This is a genomic window from Acinetobacter sp. YH12239 (genome assembly GCF_013417635.1).
In the GTDB taxonomy this organism is placed as follows: domain Bacteria; phylum Pseudomonadota; class Gammaproteobacteria; order Pseudomonadales; family Moraxellaceae; genus Acinetobacter.
On the sequence record NZ_VPDP01000006.1, the window covers coordinates 33,563 to 58,663 of the forward strand.

General features: G+C 39.9%; 20 protein-coding genes and 2 tRNA genes. 15 read left to right on the forward strand and 7 right to left on the reverse strand.

Annotated features, from left to right (window positions below; genetic code table 11):
• The first annotated feature begins 105 nt into the window (after positions 1 to 105).
• On the forward strand, positions 106 to 1,011 hold the full coding sequence (hcaR, locus tag FTV17_RS07080; protein ID WP_179998735.1) for a DNA-binding transcriptional regulator HcaR: 906 nt from the start codon (positions 106 to 108) through the stop codon (positions 1,009 to 1,011).
• 45 nt (positions 1,012 to 1,056) lie between these two features.
• Here the strand turns inward: hcaR and FTV17_RS07085 are convergent, their stop codons facing one another.
• The 3 genes from FTV17_RS07085 to FTV17_RS07095 all read right to left on the reverse strand — a co-directional run bounded on the left by FTV17_RS07085 (position 1,057) and on the right by FTV17_RS07095 (position 3,508).
• Positions 1,057 to 1,725 (reverse strand): HAD family hydrolase, encoded by a 669-nt coding sequence (locus FTV17_RS07085; protein ID WP_179998736.1) that lies wholly within the window; start codon positions 1,723 to 1,725, stop codon positions 1,057 to 1,059.
• Between the two features lie 126 nt (positions 1,726 to 1,851).
• Entirely contained in the window at positions 1,852 to 2,817 is a 966-nt protein-coding gene (locus tag FTV17_RS07090) for an RluA family pseudouridine synthase (protein ID WP_179998823.1), read from the reverse strand.
• A 553-nt stretch (positions 2,818 to 3,370) separates the two neighbouring features.
• Positions 3,371 to 3,508 (reverse strand): hypothetical protein, encoded by a 138-nt coding sequence (locus tag FTV17_RS07095; protein ID WP_179998737.1) that lies wholly within the window; start codon positions 3,506 to 3,508, stop codon positions 3,371 to 3,373.
• Positions 3,509 to 3,574: 66 nt separating this feature from the next.
• On the opposite strand from FTV17_RS07095, the gene FTV17_RS07100 reads away from it, so the two are divergent.
• From FTV17_RS07100 to FTV17_RS07115, 4 genes are all read left to right on the forward strand, one after another.
• Positions 3,575 to 6,952: an Rne/Rng family ribonuclease gene (locus FTV17_RS07100; protein WP_179998738.1), complete on the forward strand. Its 3,378-nt coding sequence runs from the start codon at positions 3,575 to 3,577 to the stop codon at positions 6,950 to 6,952.
• Positions 6,953 to 7,157: 205 nt separating this feature from the next.
• On the forward strand, positions 7,158 to 8,999 hold the full coding sequence (locus FTV17_RS07105; RefSeq protein WP_179998739.1) for a long-chain-acyl-CoA synthetase: 1,842 nt from the start codon (positions 7,158 to 7,160) through the stop codon (positions 8,997 to 8,999).
• Between the two features lie 130 nt (positions 9,000 to 9,129).
• Positions 9,130 to 9,205 (forward strand) — tRNA-Lys (locus FTV17_RS07110).
• A 19-nt stretch (positions 9,206 to 9,224) separates the two neighbouring features.
• Positions 9,225 to 9,300: transfer RNA gene (locus FTV17_RS07115), tRNA-Lys, on the forward strand.
• A 91-nt stretch (positions 9,301 to 9,391) separates the two neighbouring features.
• On the opposite strand, the gene FTV17_RS07120 is transcribed toward FTV17_RS07115, so the two are convergent.
• Positions 9,392 to 10,003, reverse strand: coding sequence for a hypothetical protein (locus tag FTV17_RS07120; protein ID WP_179998740.1), 612 nt, complete (start codon positions 10,001 to 10,003; stop codon positions 9,392 to 9,394).
• 270 nt (positions 10,004 to 10,273) lie between these two features.
• Here FTV17_RS07120 and FTV17_RS07125 point away from each other — a divergent pair, with 270 nt between their 5' ends.
• The 3 genes from FTV17_RS07125 to FTV17_RS07135 all read left to right on the forward strand — a co-directional run bounded on the left by FTV17_RS07125 (position 10,274) and on the right by FTV17_RS07135 (position 12,973).
• Positions 10,274 to 10,537, forward strand: coding sequence for a PspC domain-containing protein (locus FTV17_RS07125; RefSeq protein ID WP_179998741.1), 264 nt, complete (start codon positions 10,274 to 10,276; stop codon positions 10,535 to 10,537).
• 147 nt (positions 10,538 to 10,684) lie between these two features.
• Positions 10,685 to 11,467: a sulfite exporter TauE/SafE family protein gene (locus FTV17_RS07130; RefSeq protein ID WP_179998742.1), complete on the forward strand. Its 783-nt coding sequence runs from the start codon at positions 10,685 to 10,687 to the stop codon at positions 11,465 to 11,467.
• A gap of 96 nt (positions 11,468 to 11,563) precedes the next feature.
• Complete coding sequence (locus tag FTV17_RS07135) at positions 11,564 to 12,973, forward strand: DASS family sodium-coupled anion symporter (RefSeq protein ID WP_179998743.1); 1,410 nt, start codon at positions 11,564 to 11,566, stop codon at positions 12,971 to 12,973.
• A gap of 75 nt (positions 12,974 to 13,048) precedes the next feature.
• Here the strand turns inward: FTV17_RS07135 and FTV17_RS07140 are convergent, their stop codons facing one another.
• Positions 13,049 to 14,275 (reverse strand): hypothetical protein, encoded by a 1,227-nt coding sequence (locus FTV17_RS07140; protein ID WP_179998744.1) that lies wholly within the window; start codon positions 14,273 to 14,275, stop codon positions 13,049 to 13,051.
• 348 nt (positions 14,276 to 14,623) lie between these two features.
• Here FTV17_RS07140 and glyQ point away from each other — a divergent pair, with 348 nt between their 5' ends.
• The 4 genes from glyQ (at position 14,624) to FTV17_RS07160 (ending at position 19,110) form a co-directional block, all read left to right on the forward strand.
• The gene (gene glyQ, locus FTV17_RS07145) at positions 14,624 to 15,601 is read left to right on the forward strand and encodes a glycine--tRNA ligase subunit alpha (protein WP_035264216.1); all 978 of its coding nucleotides are present in this window, start codon (positions 14,624 to 14,626) and stop codon (positions 15,599 to 15,601) included.
• Entirely contained in the window at positions 15,601 to 17,670 is a 2,070-nt protein-coding gene (gene glyS, locus FTV17_RS07150) for a glycine--tRNA ligase subunit beta (protein ID WP_179998745.1), read from the forward strand. The genes glyQ and glyS overlap by 1 nt, the downstream gene beginning before the upstream one ends.
• A gap of 232 nt (positions 17,671 to 17,902) precedes the next feature.
• On the forward strand, positions 17,903 to 18,616 hold the full coding sequence (locus tag FTV17_RS07155; protein ID WP_179998746.1) for a DUF4760 domain-containing protein: 714 nt from the start codon (positions 17,903 to 17,905) through the stop codon (positions 18,614 to 18,616).
• 101 nt (positions 18,617 to 18,717) lie between these two features.
• Positions 18,718 to 19,110 (forward strand): hypothetical protein, encoded by a 393-nt coding sequence (locus FTV17_RS07160; protein ID WP_257219900.1) that lies wholly within the window; start codon positions 18,718 to 18,720, stop codon positions 19,108 to 19,110.
• 197 nt (positions 19,111 to 19,307) lie between these two features.
• Here the strand turns inward: FTV17_RS07160 and FTV17_RS07165 are convergent, their stop codons facing one another.
• Positions 19,308 to 19,841 (reverse strand): HPP family protein, encoded by a 534-nt coding sequence (locus FTV17_RS07165; RefSeq protein WP_179998747.1) that lies wholly within the window; start codon positions 19,839 to 19,841, stop codon positions 19,308 to 19,310.
• Between the two features lie 96 nt (positions 19,842 to 19,937).
• Between FTV17_RS07165 and FTV17_RS07170 the strand changes: the two genes are divergently transcribed.
• From FTV17_RS07170 to FTV17_RS07180, 3 genes are all read left to right on the forward strand, one after another.
• The gene (locus FTV17_RS07170) at positions 19,938 to 20,477 is read left to right on the forward strand and encodes a TetR/AcrR family transcriptional regulator (RefSeq protein ID WP_179998748.1); all 540 of its coding nucleotides are present in this window, start codon (positions 19,938 to 19,940) and stop codon (positions 20,475 to 20,477) included.
• A 500-nt stretch (positions 20,478 to 20,977) separates the two neighbouring features.
• Positions 20,978 to 22,996, forward strand: a complete 2,019-nt coding sequence (locus FTV17_RS07175; RefSeq protein WP_179998749.1) for a CocE/NonD family hydrolase — start codon at positions 20,978 to 20,980, stop codon at positions 22,994 to 22,996.
• A gap of 373 nt (positions 22,997 to 23,369) precedes the next feature.
• Entirely contained in the window at positions 23,370 to 24,002 is a 633-nt protein-coding gene (locus FTV17_RS07180) for a hypothetical protein (RefSeq protein WP_179998750.1), read from the forward strand.
• A gap of 111 nt (positions 24,003 to 24,113) precedes the next feature.
• Here the strand turns inward: FTV17_RS07180 and FTV17_RS07185 are convergent, their stop codons facing one another.
• Positions 24,114 to 25,067 carry a 2-hydroxyacid dehydrogenase gene (locus FTV17_RS07185; protein WP_179998751.1) on the reverse strand — a complete coding sequence of 318 codons (954 nt, stop codon included), beginning with the start codon at positions 25,065 to 25,067 and terminating at the stop codon, positions 24,114 to 24,116.
• Positions 25,068 to 25,101: the final 34 nt, after the last annotated feature.

The window sequence follows — 25,101 nt, forward strand, 5'->3', positions numbered from 1 at the left end:
ATTCACTAACTAAATACCAAAATACATCTACTTATTGATCAATTTCACTTATACTCATCTTCAGCGAAATTAAGACATTTTTTAGATTATTCTCTGGAAGGCTATATGGAATTACGGCATTTGCGCTATTTTATTACAGTTGCAGAAGAGCTTAATTTTAGCAAAGCTGCACTTAAGCTATATACAGCACAGCCTTCACTCAGCCAACAAATCAAAGATTTAGAAGAAGATGTTGGTGTGCGTTTATTGAATCGTACTAAGCGAAAAGTTGAGCTGACCGAAGAAGGCGCTGTGTTTCTGGAACAGGCGAGACTCACCATTGCTCAAGCAGAAAAAGCAATTAATATGGCGCGCCAAGTGTCGAAAGCAAAACAGAAAACGTTACGCATTGGTTTTGTGCCAGTCGCAGAGATGAAAATTTTTCCTTATGTATTGCCAAATTTGCGCGTGCAAAATCCTGAACTTAAAATCGAGTTGCAAAGTTTAAATAACATTGAACAAATTAAAGGCATAAAAAAAGGTGAATTAGACATTACCTTTACACGTCAGCGCGTAGATTCTGAAGAGATCGAGAGTCGCTTTGTACTGCGTGAGCCTTTAGTTTTTATTCTGCCTAAAGATCACCCTTTGGCAAAGTACGAACGTATTCCTGTAAAAGCGCTTGATGGCATTGATTTTGTGATCCCTTCAGATGAGCAATCTAAAACCCTACATGACACCATTCTAGGCTTTGCTGAACAAAATGGCGTTTCTTTTAAAATTGTTCAAAAAGCTGACAATATCTTGTTTAACATTAACTCTATTGGTATTGGCTTAGGGTGTACGATTCTTCCTGGCTATATTGTGCCGCTTATCTTAGAAAATAGTGTGACTCGTCCACTCGATGTAGAGCTACCTTCTCTGGATCTCTTTGTAAGCTATCGCAAGAATGCCACTGGTATTGCTGTGCAAAAATTTATGGAGTTACTTTCAAAAGTCTTTTATTTAGACTTTAATCAAAGTTCAACGTGAATAAAAAAACCCGCTGAATCGAGCGGGTTTTTTATTCACTGTGCTTTAACACGCAACAGACTGTTTGATCACATGTTTTAAAAATTGATGTAACTCATCAATGGAATCAACAACCGCAAGGGGATGATATTGCTGTAATACCTCAGGTAGATGAACGCCATACGTCACCCCTACACTTGGCATACGAATATTCAATGCCATTTCGAGATCGTATGAGGTGTCTCCTACCATTATCGCTTGATCTGCATTAAAACCAGTTTCGGCTAAAATTTCAGCCAACATCAACGGATCAGGTTTTGATTTTGTTTCACTGGCTGCACGTGTAGATGAAAACAATCTCACACTCTGAGTTTGCTCCAGTACTCGATCTAGCCCCTTACGACTTTTTCCTGTCGCAACAGCCAAATGAATTCCTGATTCTTTGAGATCATGCAACATTTCAGCCACACCATCAAACCAACGATCATGTTTCGAGTGCTCAACATAATGCGCTGAATAAGACTGTAAAATTGCCTCGTGTAAATCAGGAACCTGAGGAAATAAAACCTGCGCAACTTCAGGTAATCCTAAGCCAATAATGCTTTTAGCATCCTCATCAGTCAAAGGTTGATTAAATTGTTTGGCAGCAAATTTTAAGCTTTTAACAATTTGACCCACTGAATCAAATAAGGTGCCATCCCAATCAAAAATAATGAGTTTTACCGCTGATGTCATATTTTGTATCCTAATTTTGATCGGGTGGATGCCATTTAAATATCATATTGATATATTAAGATCTCATCGTTGCATGACCTCGTCATGACACAATGATTCAATCCTTACACAACCACTGAGACGCACTCAGTCTTGTTGAGACTGCACTTCAGGTTTATCCGCTTTTTGTGCGCGAAGTTGTGCAATCAAGCTTTGCATATCCTCAGGCAATGGTGCTTCAATTACTGGATATCCAGGGATCTCTAAGCGCATTGCATGTAAACATAAACGGCGTGGTTTAGGTCCACGATATTCCGTCTCATGCCCGTACTTTTCATCACCCACCAAGGGATGACCAATACTGAGTCCATGTACACGAATTTGATGTGTACGACCAGAAAGCGGTGACGCATACACAAGTGATGCATGCATGAAGCGTTCTGCTACCTTCCATTGGGTTTTTGAAGGTTTTCCTTCTTTAGATACACGTACTCGACGTTCACCATTGGCTAACTCATAGCGATGTAATGGTGCATCGATTAATTGTGAGTCTAATGTGACTTGGCCTTTCACCACAGCAGCATAAGTTTTTTGAATCTTGTGTTCACGAAGCATATCTTGAAGTGTTTTTAACACGCTACGCTTTTTAGAAATCATCACCAAGCCTGAAGTATCTCGGTCAATACGATGGATCAGTTCTAAATATTTTTTCCCCGTCGCTGCGCGTAAGCCTTCAATTAAACCATACGCCACACCACTTCCACCGTGCACCGCAATCCCAGAAGGTTTGTTCACCACTAAAAGACCTTCATCTTCATAAACCACACGGCTTAACAAGCCCTGCGCGACTTTGTCTGATACTGGAGCTTGAGATTCATCTTTTTGTTCATAACGAATCGGTGCAACACGAATTTGATCACCAATATTTAATTTGGTTTCCGCTTTCACACGCTTTTTGTTGACCCGCACCTGACCTTCACGAATTAAACGATAGATTCGACTTTTCGGTACTCCTTTAAGACGAGCGAATAGAAAATTGTCGATGCGTTGCCCCAATTGGTGCTCATCCACTTCAAACCAAGTGACGCTTTGCCATTCTTGCGTAGAATTCATACAGTTACGTTGACCTAAAAAAATACTAAATTCGATTAAAAACTGATCATTTAGACTACCCAATTGACTAGAAATGTCTGTGTAGCCCATAGGCAGATGATCTAAGGTTTGCTATAGTCAGCGCACGGATACCGCCGTAAGTGAACATTTGTTTAGAGATTTCAAAATTTTGAAATTCAAACTAAATTTTTGTTTAGCATAAACTCGGAATGGTCCCAAAAGAATATGCCAACGCCGAAGGCTTATTATATCGGCAAAAAGACAAACTGTTGCGTTTAATTGTGCTTTTGCACATAAATCAGTTTGTTTAAAAAAATATGTCGCCAACAATTATGTTGGTTTTTAAACGTTAACTGATACACATCAGAATGGTCGCAACCTGATTTCTCATTCAGGCTATAACGTTAGATGCATTGGATCTGCACAATTTGTAAAGATACGACGATAATTCCGTATCAAGACACTCTATCAAAAAATTGAAGAGATGATCTTCGAGCAATGTGACAGTGAAAGTAACGAACATCCAATGCACCGTTAGTCCGCCAGTGAATGTTCAGGCTTCTTTAATCAGTGACAGGATTAAAGCCGTATTGCCATCATCAATACGTGAATCAAAATACCGAAGCCCATCAATAAAGGCCGGTAATACACTTAGATCAAACTGATTATGGTGATCTAGGAATTGATCCATGCGGGTTGATGTTCACTACGTAAATCGCGATGTTTTGCTTGTGTATCACTATTAGGTGTTACACCCATGAAACGTATGTTGATCAATGCAACACATGCCGAAGAAGTTCGCGTTGCACTCATCACTGGTCACCGTCTTTACGATTTCGATTTAGAAAATCGTACTCGTGAACAAAAGAAAGCCAATATCTACAAAGGTCACGTGACTCGCGTTGAGCCATCTCTTGAAGCTGTGTTTGTAGAATATGGTGCAGGCCGTCAAGGCTTCCTTTCAATGCGTGAAATCGCAAACTCATATTACAAAGCTGACCCTCGTCAAACTTCAAACATTCGTGAGTTAATCACTGAAGGTACTGAGCTTTTAGTTCAAGTTGAAAAAGAGGAACGTGGCAACAAAGGCGCTGCTCTCTCAACTTTTATTTCCCTTGCTGGTCGTTACTTGGTCTTAATGCCAAACAACCCGAAAGGTGGTGGTATTAGTCGTCAAATTTCTGGTTCAGTTCGTGAAGAATTGAAAGAAATGTTGGCGTCTTTAAATGTACCTCGTGGTATGAGCGTGATTGTACGTACTGCAGGGATTGGTCGCTCACAAGAAGAGCTTCAACTTGATCTTCAGCACCTTCTCGATCTTTGGGCACGCATCCAAAGTACAGCAAATTCTGGCCCTTCTCCAATGCTGGTTCATCAGGAAGCTGGTGTAGTTACTCGTGCAATTCGCGACTATTTACGTGATGATGTTGCAGAAATTTTAATTGATTCTGAACAAGCTTATAACGAAGCCTATAACTTTGTTAAAGCCGTGATGCCGAACCAATTAGACAAGTTAAAAACATATACTTTGAATGAGCCTTTATTTGCTCATTTTGGTATCGAAAGTCAAATTCAAACAGCTTACGAGCGTGAAGTTAAACTTCCTTCTGGTGGTTCAATTGTCATTGACCAAACAGAAGCATTGGTTTCGATCGATATTAACTCTGCAAAATCTACTCGTGGTCACGATGTAGAGGAAACTGCGCTTAGTACTAACTTAGAAGCAGCAGAAGAGATCGCTCGCCAACTTCGCTTACGTGATATCGGTGGTCTGGTCGTGATTGACTTCATCGATATGACCAAAGAACGCAATCAACGTATGGTTGAAGCAAAACTGCGTGAATCAACTCAAAGTGATCGTGCACGTATCCAGTTCGGTCAATTGTCTCGTTTCGGCTTAATGGAAATGAGTCGCCAACGTTTACGCCCTTCTTTAGAAGAAGCGACTGGCTATGTATGTCCACGTTGTCATGGCACAGGTATGGTTCGTGACTTGCGTTCTCTTTCACTTTCGATCATGCGTAAAGTTGAAGAAATTGCACTTCGTGAGCGTCAAGGTGAAGTTCAAGTAGAAGTTCCTGTTGAAATTGCAGCATTCCTTCTCAATGAAAAACGTCATAGCCTCGTCTATTTGGAGCAAACTTCAAATGTACGTGTGACTGTACTCCCTCACCCGCATTTAGAAACGCCACATTACGAAATCTCGTATAATCCTGAAGGCTTTGCACCAACCAGCTATGAACGTACTGAAGCGACTCGTTCAAGTGAAAAAGAGTTGGGTTATGAGTCTTCAGAATGGCACTTAGAAGAAGAGCATGCAGCTCCACATACGCATGCCCCTGTAACGCAGGAAAAAGGCAATAAGCGTCATAAAAACAACCAAAATGCTACACAACCTGCGGTAGCGCAAAAAACTGCGCCAGCAGTAGCTGCTCCAGCAACTAGCCCATGCGCATGGTTAGAAAATCTGTTTGTTCAAAAACAAGCAAGTACGATTGATCAATCGCGTACGGCTAACTCTGCAGCGGCTGCAATTGAACAAATGGTGAACGGTGGTGCCGTAAGTCGTGGTCAATTCGGTCAAATTGCACCTGTAACACCTGTGGCAATTGAAGCATCTGCACCAGTTGAAACAAATGCGTATATTTCACATACGCCTGTTGCGAAAAATGATACACGCGACCAAGAACGTCAAGCTGAAAAAGACGAGCGTCCACAACGTCATAACAAGAAAAATCGCAATAAGCAACGTGACACACGCGAAGTTAACGCAGATCAACATGTGATTGAAGAAGTTGTACAGGCACCTCGCCATGAACAACGTCAAGACAATCGTCATGAGTCACGCAATGAAAACCGTCATGAGCAACGCCAAGAACAGCGTGATCAGAAACGTCATCAAAAGCGCCCTCAACAAAACGAGACAGCTTTCGAAGCACAAACTGAACAAGCTGTGCCACGTCGTGACCGTAATGCACAACGTCCAAATCGTCCAAATCGTCACCGCGATCAAAGTGTATTAAATCAAGAGCAATCTTCAGCACCTGTTGCTCCAGAAGCTCAAGTTAAAGTTGATTTAATTGATGTACCTCGTAATGATGAGCTTAAAACAGCGTTAGTGGTTAATGTTGATCAAGCACAAAGTGAGATTGTTGCATTAACGCCTGAAGTAGCAGCACCTGTAGCAACTGCTCCAGCACCTGTTGTGACAGACGCTGAAGTGTCAGCACCTCAAGTGGAAATTACGGTTGATGAACCTGTCATTGAAGCTGAGGTTAAACCTCAACAAGCACCACAACGTGCAAGTAACGACCCACGTCAACGTCGTCGTAACAAGCATCAACATGACCAGAAAGCAAAATCAGATGCGCCGAAGCTTCGCCCTTCACAAGTGCCAGCTTTAGCACAACATACGGTTTTAAGTTTAATTCAACATGTTTATGGTGCGGATTGCTCTGTATTGATTGAGCAGTTTGGATTAATTCCAACCTTCAATCGCGCATTGCAAAAGTTCACTGAACAGTATGCAGCGAGTTTAAATACTCAATCTGCTGAACCTACTACTGAGAAAAAACCAGTAACACGTGATGTCGCTGTTCAACAAGCTCCAGCTGAGAAAGAGCCTGCACCTGTGTTGGACTTAACACCTCCAAAACCAGTGTCTGATAAGCGTGTTGCAAACGATCCACGTGAGCGTCGTCGTCTTGCAAAACTTGCAGCAGAGCAAGCAAAACAAGCGCGCCTTGAAGAAGTTGCAGCACAAGAAGCCGTGAAAGTTGAAGCACCTGTTACGGATGCTCCACAAGCGGCTGATGCAACATCTGATGTTGCACATCAAGAAACAGCAACACAGATAGCTGAAGTAACTCAATCTGAAGTGAAGACTGAAGAAAAAGTTCAAACATCTTCAGAACAGCAACCTGAAGAAAAATCTTCAGAATCGACTGAAGTTGCGTCTACAGAAGCAGAAACTGCGAAAGTTGAAGTTGCGGAAGTTGCCGTAAATGCTGAAGATAAATCTGCACAAGTTGAAGCAGATAAGGATGATGCAGAACAGCAGGAAGAAGATAAACCTGTTCGTCCGCGTCGCCCTCGTGGTCGCCCACCAAAAAAAGTAACACCATCAGCTGAGTAATTTGCTTAAACTACATTAGCTTTTGACAAGCCTAGTCATTACGGTGGCTAGGTTTTTTTGTTATGGTCTTTAAAGTTTTGACTGAAAAATCCTGTTCAGAATTGATCAATTTTTCAAAATGGATAAGATATTCAGTGACAAAACCAAGTAAAAAACTTGCGAAAAATTAAAGACTAAACGGAATATCACAAAAAATAGGACCAGTATGAGCCAGACTTATCAAAACGATCTCATTGGAATCAAAGACGTAGCTGCACGACTCCCACATTTGGTCACGAAGTTGCCAAATATTCTTGTCGGGCTCAAACAGGCTTATTTACGTACTCCTAAAACGCCAGCAGGTCTTGCCCTCGCTTTTGAGCGTGCAGCGCAAAAAAATCCTCAAGGTATTGCGCTGTTATGTGAAGATCAGAAATATACCTACCAACAACTAAATGATTGGGCAAACCAAATTGCACACTACTACATCGCTAAGGGTGCAAAAAAAGGTGATGTGATTGCGGTCATTGTTGAAAACCGTAGTGAACTTATTGCCACCGTCATTGGTCTTGCAAAAATTGGGGTTGTTTCAGCGCTCGTCAATACGTCTCAAACAGGTAAGGTACTTACCCATAGTATTAATTTGGTTAAACCAATCAGCGTAATTGTCGGTGAAGAATGCCGTGAAGCTGTAGATGAAGTACGCGAACAACTGACTGTAGCAAAAGATAAGCTCTATTGGTTTGCTGATCAAAATACACGCCAAAATGCTGGTCAAGCACCTGATGGCTATCATAATCTTGCACAAGAAATTTTATCTGAATCTAAAGATAATCTAGCTGAAACACATAAGGTGACTGGTGCTGACGGCTTATTCTACATCTATACGTCTGGCACAACAGGTTTACCAAAAGCCGTAGTCTTTACCAATAGTCGTTGGATGTTAGCGTATGGCACATATGGTCATGTCCTCAATCTAAATAAAGATGACGTTATGTATGTCACTTTACCGCTTTATCATGCTACAGGCATAGTAGTGTGCTGGTGTGGTGTAATTGCTGGTAGTTCGACACTAGCGATTCGTCGTAAGTTCTCAACCTCTTCTTTTTGGAAAGATGTTCAAAAATTTAATGCATCAGCAATTGGTTATGTTGGTGAGCTATGTCGCTATCTTCTAGATGCACCTGAATCACACCAAGATCGCAATCATCGCGTCACCAAGATGATTGGTAACGGCATGCGTCCAAATATTTGGGATAAATTTAAAACTCGCTTTGGCATTGAAGAAGTACTCGAACTTTATGCTTCAAGTGAAGGTAATGTCGGCTTTTCCAATATTTTAAACTTCGACAACACCGTAGGTTTCTCTCCTATTCCTTATGCCATTATCCAATATGACAAGGAAAAAGAAGCTCCTATTCGTGATGCAAAAGGTCATTGTATTAAAGTCAAAAAAGGTGAAACAGGCTTATTGATTGGTAAAATTACTAATCGCTCACCATTTGATGGTTATACCGATCCAGAAAAGAACAAATCCTCGATCATGCATGATGTTTTTACCAAAGGAGATTCTTATTTCATCACGGGTGACCTCGTGCGAGATATCGGGTGCCGCCATGCTCAATTTGTTGACCGTCTCGGTGATACCTTCCGCTGGAAAGGTGAGAATGTCTCTACAACTGAAGTTGAAAATATTTGTAGTGATTATGAAAAGATCACAGAAGCAGTGGTATACGGCGTTGAAATTCCAAATACTAACGGTCGTGCAGGTATGGCAGCCATCACTTTAGCAGAAGGTGCTGAACTAAATGAGCAAGATTTATCCAATATGGCTCAGTTCTTTAAGAAATCTTTGCCTAGCTATGCAGTTCCTGTGTTCTTACGTGTACAGAAAACACTCGAAACCACAGGAACATTTAAATATCAAAAGAGTAAGTTGAAGGAAGAAGCTTATTTTCCAGACAAAACTTCAGATCGTATTTTGGTTTTATTACCAAATGAAGATGCATATTGCGATTTAAATGAAGAGATTCTGAAAAATATTGAACAGTATAAATATCGTTTTTAAGCTAAAATCGATTGTTTTTTGGCTAGAAAACACGAAATTGTGTCATTTCTAGCCAAACGTAACAAAGTTTTATATTTTTTACTTGCGCTACTCAAATAACTTGCTAAAATACGCAACATCAAAACGAGATGGGTCGTTAGCTCAGTTGGTAGAGCAGCGGACTTTTAATCCGTTGGTCCCGCGTTCGAGTCGCGGACGACCCACCACTTATTTTGAAACCCCTATGGGTCGTTAGCTCAGTTGGTAGAGCAGCGGACTTTTAATCCGTTGGTCCCGCGTTCGAGTCGCGGACGACCCACCAGATTCTTAAAAAAGCCTTTCATCTTGAAAGGCTTTTTTATTGCCTGCAATATAATACAAGTTACCCTCATAGAGTATCAATTCTTATATCTTCAAAGCTTTTGACGTTGCAAAGTATATGCACGTGACGGAAGCGGATTGTCTTTAAAGAAAGTTTGGTTCACTTGCGTTGCATTGGCAATTTTATCAAGATCCATGACCATATTACCCTGCTCATCCAAATCGTAAAAAAACTGAACCCCACTCTCTCTCAAAATAATGATTTGATGGTGATGCGGATCATACAACCAACGATCTTGGCGATATTGACGTTGCGTTGTAAATTCAACCTTACCACGATGCATAAAAATACGATGAGCTGTGCCATCAGCCAATAAATTGATAATAAACTCAGCTTCACCCTTATCACAACGAGCAAAGCCATCATCACATTGCATGGTGGTTTGGTAACGACCTACAAATTTCTGCCATTCTTTAGCAACAGACTGCGGTGTTGTATCCGCATTCTCTTGAACTGGAGGCCGTGCCTTACCTGCGACATTCGTTAATGAGTTAGAAGACTCAGGCGTATGCGACTCCTGAATTTGGTTGATGTGTTCAATATGTGGCGATTCATTCTGGCTACATGCCGCAAGTGCAATATTCATGATGGCGATAATGCTGAACATTGAGATTGAATGAACTTTAAAATTTAAATTCATCATTTTATATCTTGAGCCATTTCATAAATTGCGATGTATAAAAATATTATCCTTATAAAATAGGGATATACAAGTATTAGCCTGATCTGACTATTTATGCAGAACCTATACCACATCTGGGTTTTATCTTTTTTATTACATAAAATTACGATATTTTTTGAATAATTTCCTTTAAAACTAAAAATTATTCTCCATATAAAATGTATAGACAAACGTTAAAGAGAAATTACGAAGTCTATTTCATGACTATTTTAGGTTCTAAAGGAGAACTCAATGGCCAATGTTGGTTTATATCGCTCAAACCGCTCTAACATGATTGCTGGTGTGATGGGCGGTATTGCTGAACGTTTTGGTTGGAATGCGAATTTATTACGAATTATTTTTGTTCTAGTGTCAGTGATGAGCGCTGCATTTCCAGGAATTTTAGTGTACTTAGTGCTCTGGTTAGTGATGCCAAAAAATAAAGTTCAGCACGAACATTCAAATACTTATGATCGTCCAATGCGTACTGTACATCAGGACAGATCACCGCTTTAACTTGAGTTTACCCTCAATCACCCACACAACCTCGGGTGAGTTTTTCAACACGATAATTTCCCCCAATTATCGTGTTTTTTTTATTCTCATTTTGCATCTTTCTCAAAATAGCGCTAACTTGAACAAAACAATAAATATGGACAATCAATGGCACAGTCGGAATGGATGGTATTGTGGCTATGCGCACTGGCCGCATTATTACATGGCCTGAGCGGTTTCGGCTTTCCCATGATGAGTACCGCCGTACTCTCTACTCAACTCCCGCTCAGCCTCGCTGTCACTTTGGTCATTCTTCCCTGTCTCATTTTAAATTTAATTCTGCTAACTGCTCACCCTCACTATTCAATATGGCAGAGCATTCAACACTACAGTGTAAGATTTTTCCCCCTTATTCTAAGTAGCTTAGTTGGCAGTCTGCTTGGGGTAAAACTTTTATTGTGGCTCAATGAAGGTTATTTAAAGCTTTTACTTGGCATGGTGATGGTACTGTATGTGATTGATCAATTACGACAACATTCATTCACCGTCAGCCCGTCAGTGCTCAATATGCTGATATTCGGTCTGTTAGCAGGCATTATCGGTGGTGCTACCAATGCAATGGCACCATTTCTAATGATGTATTTACTCAGCTGTCAGCTGAGTAAAACCGATATTGTGATCGTGAGTAATTTAAGCTTTATCGGCAGCAAATTGATACAAATCCTTCTACTTTACCCAATTTTGGTCAATATTGATGAGCATCAACAACTTTTAGTCATGTTGATCTGTGTTTTTGCAATATTTGGGGTATGGATCGGAGGATGGATCAGGCAACATATCTCTCAACAGTTTTTTAAAAATACAGTATTGATCCTATTACTTTTGCTCGGCATTCAAGCCCTGTGGCAAAGCTATAATTTATTAGAACAATCGATTTCATTGTTTAAATAGTATATTTTGAAAAATGATAAGGATATTCATTCTTCAGAATTAAGAAGTTTAATATACGCAATTTTAAATCTATAGCGACATTCAAAAGGAGCGAATATGACGGAACAACTCGCGACCCCAACCAACATGATGCCTAAAGGGCTGATCAAAGGTTGGGTGTTGATACTGATCGCCGCTTTTATTTCTTATGGACTCTATCAAGTCTTACCCTATGATGAAAATGCCAATAAAGGTTTGGCATTACTCTGCTTTATCGGCATTTTATGGCTGACTGAGGCCATCCACATCACGATTACCGCCCTATTGGTACCCGTACTCGCAGTTCTTCTCGCGATGCCTATGGCTAAAGGCGATGAGCTTATACCAATCACAACACAAGCGGCATTAGCTACATTTGCAGATCCTGTGATTTTTTTATTTTTTGGTGGCTTCGCATTAGCGACCGCGTTGCATATTCAAAAGCTCGATAAAAAAATTGCGATGTGGATCATCTCTATGTCTGGTGGTCATCTCGGCATCTCTGTAATGGCAATTTTTGCTGTAACAGCACTTTTATCTATGTGGATTTCAAATACGGCAACTGCTGCAATGATGTTACCGCTTGCTCTTGGTTTACTTTCTCACTTGGATTTAACCAAAGACCGAAAAACATTTGTTTTTATCCTGTTAGGCATTGCCTATTCTGCAAGTATTGGTGGCTTGGGGACGATGGTTGGCTCTCCACCAAATGCAATTGCAGCAAAAGCTTTAGACTATGATTTTGCAGATTGGATGAAAATCGGTTTACCGATGATGCTGCTTATTTTACCTGCCATGCTCTTGAGTCTTTATCTGGTACTTAGACCTAAGCTCAATCATAAAGTGCAATTTGTGACTGAGGATATTCCTTGGACGGGTACTCGAATTGCAACAATGGTATTGTTTGTCTGTACGGCTATTGCTTGGATCTTCAGCAAAAAGCTGACCGAGAACTTTGGTATTTCACAACCTGATACTTGGATTGCTGTTCTGGCAGCATGCTTGGTCGTGATTATCGGCACTGCAACATGGAAACAAGTTGCTGAAAATACAGATTGGGGCGTTTTATTTTTATTTGGCGGTGGTTTAACCCTCAGTGCAATTTTAAAAGATTCAGGCAGTTCATTGGTACTCGGTCAAACGCTTGCAAATGTGTTTGGTGATACCTCACCATTGATGATTATTTTTGTTGTAGCAGCATTTATTGTCTTTTTAACAGAATTCACCAGTAACACTGCATCTGCTGCACTGTTAGTACCAGTCTTTGCAGCGATTGCCGATCAAATGGGTATGCCTAAGGAAATTTTAGTTATTGTGATCGGCATTGGTGCTTCTTGTGCATTTATGCTTCCTGTTGCGACACCACCAAATGCCATCGTATTTGGTACTGGACATATTCAACAGTCCGAAATGATGAAAGTCGGGTTCGTCCTGAATATTATGTGTATTTTCATTGTTTCACTATTTATCTATTGGTTCTTTATCTGATCTAAATAAATGTTCAAAAAAGAAAAAAGCACGATATCGTGCTTTTTTCTTGTTGATTCAAAGCCAGTCTTTTATTTATTTTGCAACACCCAACCAAGTGAATTTTTGTGGTACGGCATCTAGCTTGATACTGCGTTCAATCTTGGCGGATTTCAAATCAATCTCATGAATCTGTTTCGTCACCACATTATTGATGAAAACACGATCTTGCTGACCATGCGCAATCAGCGCTGCCTTCGCGATCGCTTCTGAACCTTGCTCAATCAATTGAATACGATGTTTCACTATCCAAGACTCAGTATCTAAAATCACCAATTGCCCCAATGAGTCAAGTATCACGAAATAATCGCCAGATTGGCTATACGTCTGCTGAAGACGTTTCACATTGGTATCTTTCTCAGTCCATGGAATTTGTTGAACCAACTTATTTGCACCATTGATAATGAATAAATCAGGTGTAGCGGATGCCAATCCAACTAGCTCTTTCGCATTGGCTTGGCCAACGACTGTACCAATACGAACGTCCAACTTAATCTTCGAGTCTTTAAAAAGACCTGCAACACCATGCTCGACAAGCAATACGCCGTCTTCACAGCCAAATGCACTATAACCTTTAACCGATGAAGCACCGTGCAAACCTGGACACGTATTTTGTAAATTATTTTGACCATGGAAATGATCACCATGCAGTTCGTAATTTCTCACCACACTTGCTAATGTTTCACCTGATCCTGAATATGAACTCAATACATACTCACCCAACGGTTCAGCTACACCATGATGTTTAAATGGCAGCTTTTGCGATGCCACATTTTTTGAAGCGATTCCTGCATCTGTAAATACATCAAATTTTGATGTTTCAGTCTCACTACCATCATAAAAAATAGCAGCCTGACCATTAAAATTCCGATAATGCGTAGGTGCAGCACCATTGAGTTGGAAGTTCAATAACTGAGGTGAAGCAGTTCCCTTATCAGTTAAACCGCTGTCATAAAAATTAACAGTGCCACCAACTCGATCCATCAAGATGCCGTAACGTGCACTTGGACTGCTATGTAACGCAAATGGCATCGTCTTGAGTTGTTTAACATCGATGACTTTTTGCTGTTCTAAATCGAATAAACTTAATTCTGGTCGATCGACTTGATCATTGATGATCAAAAGTCTCCCCTCTTGATTTACCACAGTTGTTGGTTTTTCAGGCGGATTATTCTGATTTGATTTGTTGTTATCACTACCACCACATGCTGTCAGTAAAATAGCTGAAAGCAAAATGCTGATCTTTGGTAATTGGTTTTTCATGGAGATCATCTCTTATTATGACAATACGTTACATTTGAAATGTTATAACATAACATTTATAACATAGTGATACAGAGATTCAAAGATTTATTCATTATCTCCGATGGAATATTCCCAATGAGACGCCAAAAGTTAAAGTAAAAATGAAATCAAATGAGGTTTATTTCATGCCATCTGATTAAAAACTTCGACATCTAGGAAAGAACACTATAAATGTCGTTCTGCTCCAAGTATGCAAACTTTTTAGCAATTGAGTTGGCCGCACAAATTTATGGACTAACCTTTGCCACTCCCTGCTAAAGTCCTTATAATTGAGCGCAATTTTTCTCTAATTTTAAGTGGATGACCATGAGTCGCGCCATATCGCATATTGATACTTTCCAAGGCTTAATTCTTGCCTTACAAAACTACTGGGCGGAGCAAGGCTGCGTCGTGTTACAGCCTTACGACATGGAAATGGGTGCAGGTACATTCCACACTGCAACTTTCCTACGCGCATTAGGGCCTGAAACTTGGAACGCTGCATACGTTCAACCTTCACGTCGTCCGAAAGACGGTCGTTATGGTGAAAACCCAAACCGTTTGCAACATTACTACCAATTCCAAGTGGTACTTAAGCCAAACCCAGACAACATCCAACAGTTGTATCTTGACTCGCTTAAAGCGATTGGTATTGATCCGTTGGTACATGACATTCGTTTCGTAGAAGACAACTGGGAATCTCCAACGCTTGGCGCGTGGGGCTTAGGTTGGGAAGTATGGTTAAACGGCATGGAAGTGACTCAGTTCACTTACTTCCAACAAGTCGGTGGTGTTGAGTGCTATCCTGTTACTGGTGAAATCACTTACGGTTTAGAGCGTCTTGCAATGTATTTGCAAGGTGTTGATTCTGTATATGATTTAGTTTGGACTAAAGGTCAGTTTGGTACAGTGACTTATGGTGATGTATTCCATCAAAATGAAGTTGAACAGTCGACTTATAACTTTGAATATGCACCTGTTGATAAACTGTTTGAACTCTTCGACTTCTATGAAACTGAAGCAACACGTTTAATCGAAGCAAAACTTCCACTTCCTGCGTATGAGCAAGTGGTTAAAGCCTCTCATAGCTTTAACTTGCTTGATGCGCGTGGTGCGATTTCTGTGACAGAACGTCAGCGTTATATCTTACGTGTACGCACATTGGCGCGTTCAATTGCAAATGCTTATGTGGCTGCACGTGCGGAACTTGGTTTCCCAATGGCAGAACCAGCACTACGTGATGAAGTATTGGCACAGTTAAAGGCACAAGTTGAAGCAGAAGCAAAATCTGAGGAGAGCAAATAATGTCTAAACATACCGTTTTGTTCGAATTAGGTTGTGAAGAACTTCCACCAAAAAGCCTTAAAAAATTGCGTGATGCACTACAAGCTGAAACTGTAAAAGGCTTAAAAGATGCAGGCTTGGCTTTTGATTCAATCGAAGCTTATGCTGCTCCACGTCGTCTTGCACTTAAAATTGTCAACGTTGATGGCGCGCAAGCGGACACGCAAAAACGTTTTGATGGCCCTGCGAAACAAGCAGCGTTTGATGCTGAAGGCAACCCAACGAAAGCGCTTGAAGGCTTTATGCGTGGTCAAGGCATCACGGTTGATCAAATCTCGACTTTTCAAGCGGGTAAAGTCGAAAAAGTTTGCTACTTAAAAGATGTCAAAGGTCAAAGCCTTGATGCTTTACTTCCACAAATTTTACAAAATGCATTGGACAATCTTCCAATTGCGAAACGTATGCGTTCAGCGGCAAGCCGTACCGAATTTGTACGTCCAGTAAAATGGGTGGTATTGCTTAAAGACAACGACGTTGTTGATGCAACAATTCAAGATCACAAAGCAGGTAACGTAACATTTGGTCATCGTTTCCATGCGCCTGAAGCAATTACTTTAACGCACGCTGATGAATACTTAGCGAAGTTAAAAGCGGCTTACGTTGTGGCAAACTTTGAAGAGCGTCAAGCAATCATTGACGGTCAAGTAAAAGCATTAGCTGATGAAGTAAATGCAATTGCGATTGTGCCAAGTGATTTACGTGACGAAGTCACAGCACTTGTAGAATGGCCTGTTGCACTTCGTGCTAGCTTTGAAGAACGTTTCCTTGCCGTTCCTCAAGAAGCACTCATCACAACAATGCAGGACAACCAAAAATACTTCTGCTTAGTCAATAGCGACAATAAGCTTCAACCATACTTCATTACTGTGTCAAATATTGAGTCTAAAGACCCGACACAAATTATTGAAGGTAACGAGAAAGTTGTTCGTCCACGTTTGTCTGATGCTGAATTCTTCTTCTTACAGGACCAAAAACAACCACTTGCGTCTCGTAAAGAAAAACTTGCGAATATGGTCTTCCAAGCAGAATTGGGTACGCTTTGGGACAAATCGACACGTATTGCAAAACTCGCTGTTGCTTTAGCGCCAATTACAGGTGCAAAAGCGGAAGATGCTGAAAAAGCTGCCCTGCTTGCAAAATGCGACTTAACCTCTGAGCTTGTAGGTGAATTCCCAGAACTTCAAGGGATTGCGGGTACTTACTACGCACGTCTTGAAGGCGAAAATGATGAAGTTGCTGAGTCTTTAGGTGAGCAATACTTACCTAAATTCGCAGGTGATGTCTTACCGAAAACGAAAACAGGTACAACGATTGCCCTTGCAGACCGTTTAGATACTTTGACGGGTATTTTTGGTATTGGTCAAGCGCCTACAGGTTCTAAAGACCCGTTTGCGCTTCGTCGTTCTGCGATTGGTATCTTACGTCTTGTGACTGAAAACGAGCTTGATGTGTCAATTGAAGACTTGATCAAACTTGCTTTAGCGGCTTATGGCGATGTATTGAAAGATCATGATAAGACGCTAAACGATGCTGTTGCATTCCTTGAAGGTCGTTACCGTGCGAAATACGAAGATCAAGGCGTTGCTGTAGATGTGATTCAAGCGGTTCAAGCGTTGTCACCAAAATCACCACTTGATTTTGATAAGCGTGTAAATGCGGTAAATCACTTCCGTGCATTGCCTGAAACTGCTGCACTTGCTGCTGCCAACAAACGTGTTGCCAACATTCTTGCCAAAGAAGCTGCACCTGAAGGCGCTGTGGTTGAAGCAAACTTGGTTGAAGATGCTGAGAAAGCATTGTTCGCTGAACTTGCGAAAATCACGCCTGTGGTTGAGCCGTTATTTGCTGCGAAAGACTACACTGCTGCATTGTCTGCACTTGCTGCTCTTCGTGCGCCTGTAGATGCATTCTTTGATGGTGTAATGGTGATGGCGGATGATGCAGAATTAAAAGCTAACCGTTTACGTATGCTTGCACAGCTTCGTGACTTGTTTACGAAAGTGGCTGATATTTCAGTGTTACAGCACTAAACAGTGTTAGGAAGATTGATTTTATCGATCTTCTTTTTACAATTATCAATTTGACAGTAACGATTTATAACTTATAGTAGTGATACACAAATGACTACTAGAAATACGGGGAAATATATATGAATACTTTTTCTTACGCCCTAAATGACGCAATTGGTTTAGGCTAATTCAGCCTAGATTAGACAAAAAAAACCCTATAATATATATAGGGTTTTTTTATTTTTGAATAATAATGAATATTGATGACATACTTATTTTAAGAACAACTTTCTTACTCGCACCTTACATTATTATATCTTATGTATTTTACAAATTTATTCGTGATGATTTCTTTATGAAACCACGAACAAATGTACAACTAAACTACAGCATGTGTTGTCTCGTTATTTCATTTATTTGGATTGTCTTGTGGAATATCAGTCTGCATAAATTCTCTTTCTTAGGTTTTACAATTAATCATGGTCAATCATCCGCTGGTCAAACTATACTAATTTTGCTAGGAATTTTAGGTGCAGTTTATGGTTGGTTATTCACAACGAAAAGCCAATATATCAACTCAAGAAAAAATCATTCGATCCAAACATTAATGTCATCGAGATTATCCACAAGTTATGTTGAAAAATTTGATTTATTAAATGAAATATTATTAGAACAAAAACATGTCCCCCTATCCTACGAAACTTTTGAAAACCTATCACCAGAACAAAAAATGGCTGTCATGTATGCCCTAAATTATTATGAATATGTTGCAGTTGGGATTAGGTTTGGTGACCTTGATGAACATTTAATAAAAAATACCTTATTATCAAATATTTTAGGTACTTACACTTTTTTGGAAAATGTAATTAATTACAAAAGCCAAAATGCACCTACATGTCTAGAACACTTAAAGGCATTGAGAGTAAGATGGAAAGGCGATAAAAAATTTAAAATTTTCAATTTCTGATTAACTTAAAATGAATTTTAAATTTTTGTATAGCAATATATAAGTAAATTTTATAATTTTAGCTTAATTACTAAAACCTATTCGGATAAACTTGAAGCCTCATGATGAAAATTCAAACTTTAGTTATTTCAGCTTTAACGTGTTTAACCCTTACAGCCTGTTCAACTACGTCCTCAAACCATAACGCCCCTATCGTATTAGAACAACACAAAAACATCACGGTACAACCTGAGACTCAACACAACATTGCTCGCCTCATTAAACAAAAAGACAACTGCCTCATTGAATTTACAGGCAACTTTGAGACAGGCAAAGCCACTGAATACTGGTTCTTCCAAGGAGGGCAACTGATTTCGGCTCATTCAAATTTAGATGCAGATGTCGAAAACAAACAGACCGTATTTGATATTCAAGATTCGGTGAAACAAGCCAATTTCAACGCGCTAAAAAACCACTTTAAAGCGAAAAATCTTCAACAGTGCGAACATTTCTAAGACTCTAAAACACCATTCATCTGATCATTCGTAAACTACAACAGCACAATTGGCTAAAACCAACTGTGCTTTTTTTTATAAGTGGGGAGTATAAAGTGACTCGACCAGTGCCAAGTCTCACAAAAGATAGGTTTGAGTGAAAGGCTATCTCAGGTAGTTTCACATAAGATTAAAAAATCGAATGATGCAAATTTCAATCATGGCTTGGATTTGATTATACCTAAACCATAAAGTGGCCATTTATGATTAGGTTTAATATTATTCACAACCATCGCAATCAATACTAAAGCCACAGATCCTAAAAGCACAGGAAATATGAGGAAATTCCATCCATAGCTGATTGAATCTGCTGTCAATAAAATGACCAATGGATTTGCTCCTGCTGGAGGATGCACACATCTAAAAAATTGCATTAAGGCAATCGCACACCCGACTGATAAAGCTATAGTCAAAATCGAATCAGGAAAAAACTTAAGAAAAAATAGACCGATAAAAGCAGAAATAAAATGACCGAAAATCACATTTCTAGGTTGAGCTAATGGCGACTGTGATACTGCATAAAGAATTACACAAGTTGCGCCAAAAGGCGCCATGATATAAATATTTCCCGATAATTTACTCAACAAAAGTAGCAAAAAAATACTAATTGTTCCTCCAATAAAGCTTCGAATCATTTCGTGCAGTTTAGGAAAAGCAGTAAGTTTTTCTTTTCCTTCAAAAATTGAAAGCATACTGATATCGCCTTTTTAATATTGTTTTAAAAGCATAATACAGATAAAATAAAAATAGTACAGATCTGTACTATTTTTATTTTCAGGATTGCATGGATGTCAAAATCAGCATTAAAAATTCTTGATACAGCAGAAAAACTATTTAACCAAAATAGCTTTGTTGGCGTAGGTGTAGACTTAATTCGAGATCAATCAGGGTGTTCGAAAACCACGATGTACACGTACTACAAAAATAAGATGCAGTTGGTTAAATCCGTTCTCAAAGCTCGTGATGAAAAATTTAAAGCGAGTTTGTTTCAATATATCGGCAAATCAGAAGGTCTTGCGGCAATAAACAAAATTTTTGATTGGCATATGCAGTGGTTTCAACAAGACTCCTTTAAAGGATGCTTATTTGTTAGAGCTGTCGCTGAATCGAACCAAGACGATAAATCTATAATCTCAGTTGCTCAAAATCATAAGCAATGGATAAAAGAATTAATATCAACACATTGCTTGAATATGGGCCGGCAAGACTTATCCGAATTAATTTACACATTAATAGAAGGATTAATTAGCCGATTCTTAGTAGATGGATTTGATCCTCAACTTGGTGCTCTGATTAAGAAAAATATAAATCATCTATTAGAGGAATGACTTTGATTTAAAGCTACGCATATTTTGCCTAAATCAGTATTACTTCAGATATCAGAGTAAAAAAATTTGATTAATCACGATTTTTTCATAAAGGTGAAAATTTCACATATCGCTGAGTTTCTGCATTTTCAATAAAAGTACCTGATTGGCATAAATGCTCATAATTTATAATTTTCTTTAGAAATCAGATAAAAGAAATATCTTCTAAATTATGATTAATTTATATACAGTTGTATTTTTTAAACTGACCCAATCAATATTTTTTTATATTAAAAATAAAATACTTAATCAAAACATCATTGCCAATCCGACAAACAGTAAGACCCAAACTTGTTAGTTAAACTAAACAGTGATACAACATTGAAGCCTGATCTGAATTATCTTTTTTGATCAGATTAGGAGACATAACAATAAAATGAATGGAACGATTTAGCTTTATGCATATTTCATTCTTCACTCAAGCACGACTAAAAAAATGAAAAACAAAAAGGAATTATGTAATGAAATTGCTAAATTCTTTCTATGCTGCTGTTGGCATCGGTGTCACGATACTTGCGACTACCATTGGCATAGCAAATAAAACAATTAATCCAACACCAAATGTGACACCAGACTTGAGCTATTTAAGTCCTCAACCCGACCCAGTGACCTCCCCAGATGTCACACTCCCAGGTACTCCCGTTGCATTAAAAAACACCCGACTCGGAACTAGACAATCTCCGAGTCAACCTCAAGTCCCATCACTTTCCAATGCCAATGCTCAATGGCAATTGTATGATCGACCTGCTGAATATCCTAAGTCGGTGACCTTGCCAGCACAATGGATTACCATGCGTGATGGAACGCGAATCGCCACTTATGTCACGCTTCCTGCGGATGAATCAGGCCGTCCTATCAATGCAAAATTCCCTGTGATTGTTATTCAAACGGCCTATAGCGCAGGGGTTGCTGGTAAGGTTTCAGCAATAGCAGGTGGTGCAGATCCTGAAATGGTGAAACGTGGCTATGCTACAGTCGTTGCAGATGTTCGCGGAACAGGTAACTCTACAGGTAAATGGGAAGCTTTTGGTAAAGTCGAACAACAAGATGCTTATGAAATTATTGATTGGTCAAGCAAACAAAGCTTCTCTGATGGAAATATCGGCTTATATGGCGTTTCTTATTTAGGAATCACAGCGATGCTGGGTGCAGCGACACAACATCCAGCGATCAAGGCAGCGTTCCCAATCGTACCTATGGGTGATGCGTACCGTGATATTCTTTTCAATGGCGGACAGCTGAATACTAACTTTATTCCACTTTGGATGAGTTTAATTACACTGTTGGGTACTTTACCGATTGATACCTTGGTGCAAGATCCGATTACTGGAAAACTGACCGCACTCGATAAAATTATTAACAGTACAGAATTCCAAATACCGCTTTTTGCCAATGCTCTAAAAGGCAAAGCTGATGCATTTGATAATGAATTTTGGCAAGAAAGATCGCTGTTAGAACAAGCCAATAATATTAAAGTTCCGACTTTTATTGTCGGGGGAACACGTGATTTGTTCCAACGCAGTGAACCGCTTTGGCATGAAGCATTAAAAGGTCATACCACAGTAAAAACCTTTATTGGACCTTGGGCACACATTCAAGCCGCACAACTTTTCCCAAGTTTGCCTAAAGGTAATGTACCGCGTTTAGACAAAATGCAACTTCAATGGTTTGATCAATATTTAAAAGGTATCAAAACTGGCGCTGAAACTCTACCTAATGTCACACAATGGGTGCACGGTTATGAAGATTATGTCGTCAGTACGGATTGGCCGCATGTAGCATTAGAACCAGATCGTTTATTCTTAAATACACGTGGAAACCTTGCAAAAGATCGACCAACGTCAAGCTCTGGTGAAAACTACTTATTACAAGCGCCAACTTTCGGTTTATGCTCAAGTACTGTTGAACAAGTTCTCATTGGTGCAACGTCTATCCTGCCTTTCCCATGTCTGGAAAATAGCAACTTGGCAAATATTCCTGCTTCGGTCTTTAACTCAGTCCCTTTAACTGAAGACTATTATTTAAATGGGCCGATACAAGCTGACTTATGGATTTCATCCAGCTCAAAAGACAGTGGTTTAGTCGTACGTGTATCCGATGTGGACCCAAGAACGGGCAATGCTAAAACATTAAGCACGGGTATTATTACAGCATCCATGCGTAAAGTTGACGAATCACGTTCTCGTTATATCAAAGGACAAATGATTCAACCTTGGCATACATTTAAAGCATCGGATATTCAGCCTTTAGACAAAAACAAGCCAGTCTTGGTCAATGTTGAGATTCCAGCAACTGCTGCGCTTATCCCTAAAGGACATCGTATTCAAATTTCGGTGGTTTCCAGTGATGTATGGAAAGGCGTTGCCCCATTACCAAGTTTAACTTCATCGCTTTTGGGATCGATTTCGATCTATTCGAATTCACAATACCCATCAAGCGTGGTTTTACCAAAAGTCCCGACTCAATATCTGAAGCATTAATTTTTAGATTTCTTATAAACAGCGTCTGAGCATGAATCAATGCTCAGACTTTTTTATGTTGAATATATTGGTTTGATCAACACCTGTCTTAGAATCGGAGGATAAACTTTACTTTTAATTTTATTGTCCACGATCCAATGCACACAATGTAGTGTTGTATCCTAAAAGCCTTTAAGCGATGCAAGATGAATAAAAATTGTAGCGTTAATCATTAAAACTGCCGAAGCACAACGTTACAGATACATTTCAACATTGAAACAGCCCCATCGCTCATGTAGTTTGCTTGGAAACTGATAAAAAATTCAAAAGTTTTGTACAGATGAGGCGATTGAGTCACAGCGCTACCCATACAGAATTGAGAAGAGGATCCTTCATGAACATAATGAAAACGATGCTGGTAAGTTGTATTACGCTATGCTCAGCAACTACATTTGCTCAAGACTCTACTTTGACAGGCAACAATCCTGCTTACGGTGACAATCCAAATTTAGCCAAAGTACTTGCAGTCAAAGCACAAGAAACTTTGCAAAATACAGCCAATACCGTTGATGATGCGACCAAGCGTGGTATTGCTAAAATCAAACCATCCGTCGATTCAGCTTGGCAAAACACCAAAGAATTCACCAATGAAAAAGCGATTGCATTACGTGACGGTGCTCGTCAAGGCGTGGATACAACTGTTAAATCTGTGCAGCATGCTAAACAGAACCTCGTCGGTGCAGGTGGTGTTCCCATCGAAAGAGGCAGTTTGAGTCAACCCAACCCAACGACAGAACCTGCTGTTACAGCCTCCCCTGCTCCAACTACTGCATCGGTCGCTTTACCCGTTCAAGAGAATTCAGTTACCCTTGAAACTGCGCAATCAGCCAACACCACGCTAGCAAGTCAAAATCAAGCACCTGAAGCAGAACCGACCATTCAGCGTCAAAGTGTTGCTTTACCTAATAGTGGAGCTACCACCTCTAGTCCAGCTGTAGATGACAGTGATGCAGGTGTCCCACGTTAAACCATGTCGTTTTATTCAAACCTAAGTGGAGTTTATTTATTAGGTTGAGTTTATTTATATCTCTTCAAGAAAAAAGGTGCTTCTCACAGCACCTTTTTTTATTGCTTAAATTCAGTTGACTTGACGGATCGGTTGACCCGCTTTAAATGCAGCTGCGTTTTCCTGTACTTGTTGCACAATGCGTTGACGTGCTTCAACGCTTCCCCATGCACTGTGTGGTGTAATAATGAGATTAGGGATATCCGAATTCAATAACACATTGCCTTGCTGAGGCGGTTCTATACTCAATACATCAGTCGCTGCCCCTGCGATTCTCCGATTTATTAGTGCTTCCGCCAATGCTTGTTCATTCACAATGCCACCACGGGCACAATTAATTAAATATGCACTTTCCTTCATTAGACTGAATGCTTCCGTATCAATTAAGTCGCGTGTTGTTTCAGTTAATGGACAATGTAAGCTAATAAAGTCTGATTGACGCAGCAAGCGTTCTAAACTGACACGATCAGCAGCTGCAGGTCGTCCTGGTAAATGAGCCACAATCACCTTCATACCAAAGGCTTCAGCCAATTTCGCTACGGCTTGACCAAGTTCACCATAGCCCAAAATCCCTAAGGTCTTACCATTCAATTCAACAATGGGGAAATCTAATAAACAGAATTGTGATGCTTTATTCCATTCACCCGCACGAACTGCACGATCATATTGAATAAAAGACGTTGCCAAGTTGAGCATCAACATCATGGTATGTTGAGCTACAGCGGCAGTACCATATGCCTGACAGTTACATACCACAATGTTTTGCGCTTTTGCTTGGATTAAATCGACATTATTGGTGCCTGTGGCTGAAATTAAAATTAATTTAAGCTGCGGTCGTTGTTGCATCATGTCTGCCGTAATCACCACTTTATTGGTCACCACCACATCTACATCCGCAATGCGTTCAAGCACTTGATCTGGATCAGTGCGCTCAAAGAATGTTACCTCATCAAAGACTTGATACCACCCCGAAAAATCTAAATCATTCTGATCGAGAGAGAATTGATCCAAAAAAACAGCTTTCACGTTGAACCTCAGCAATATTTATCTGCATTTCGAC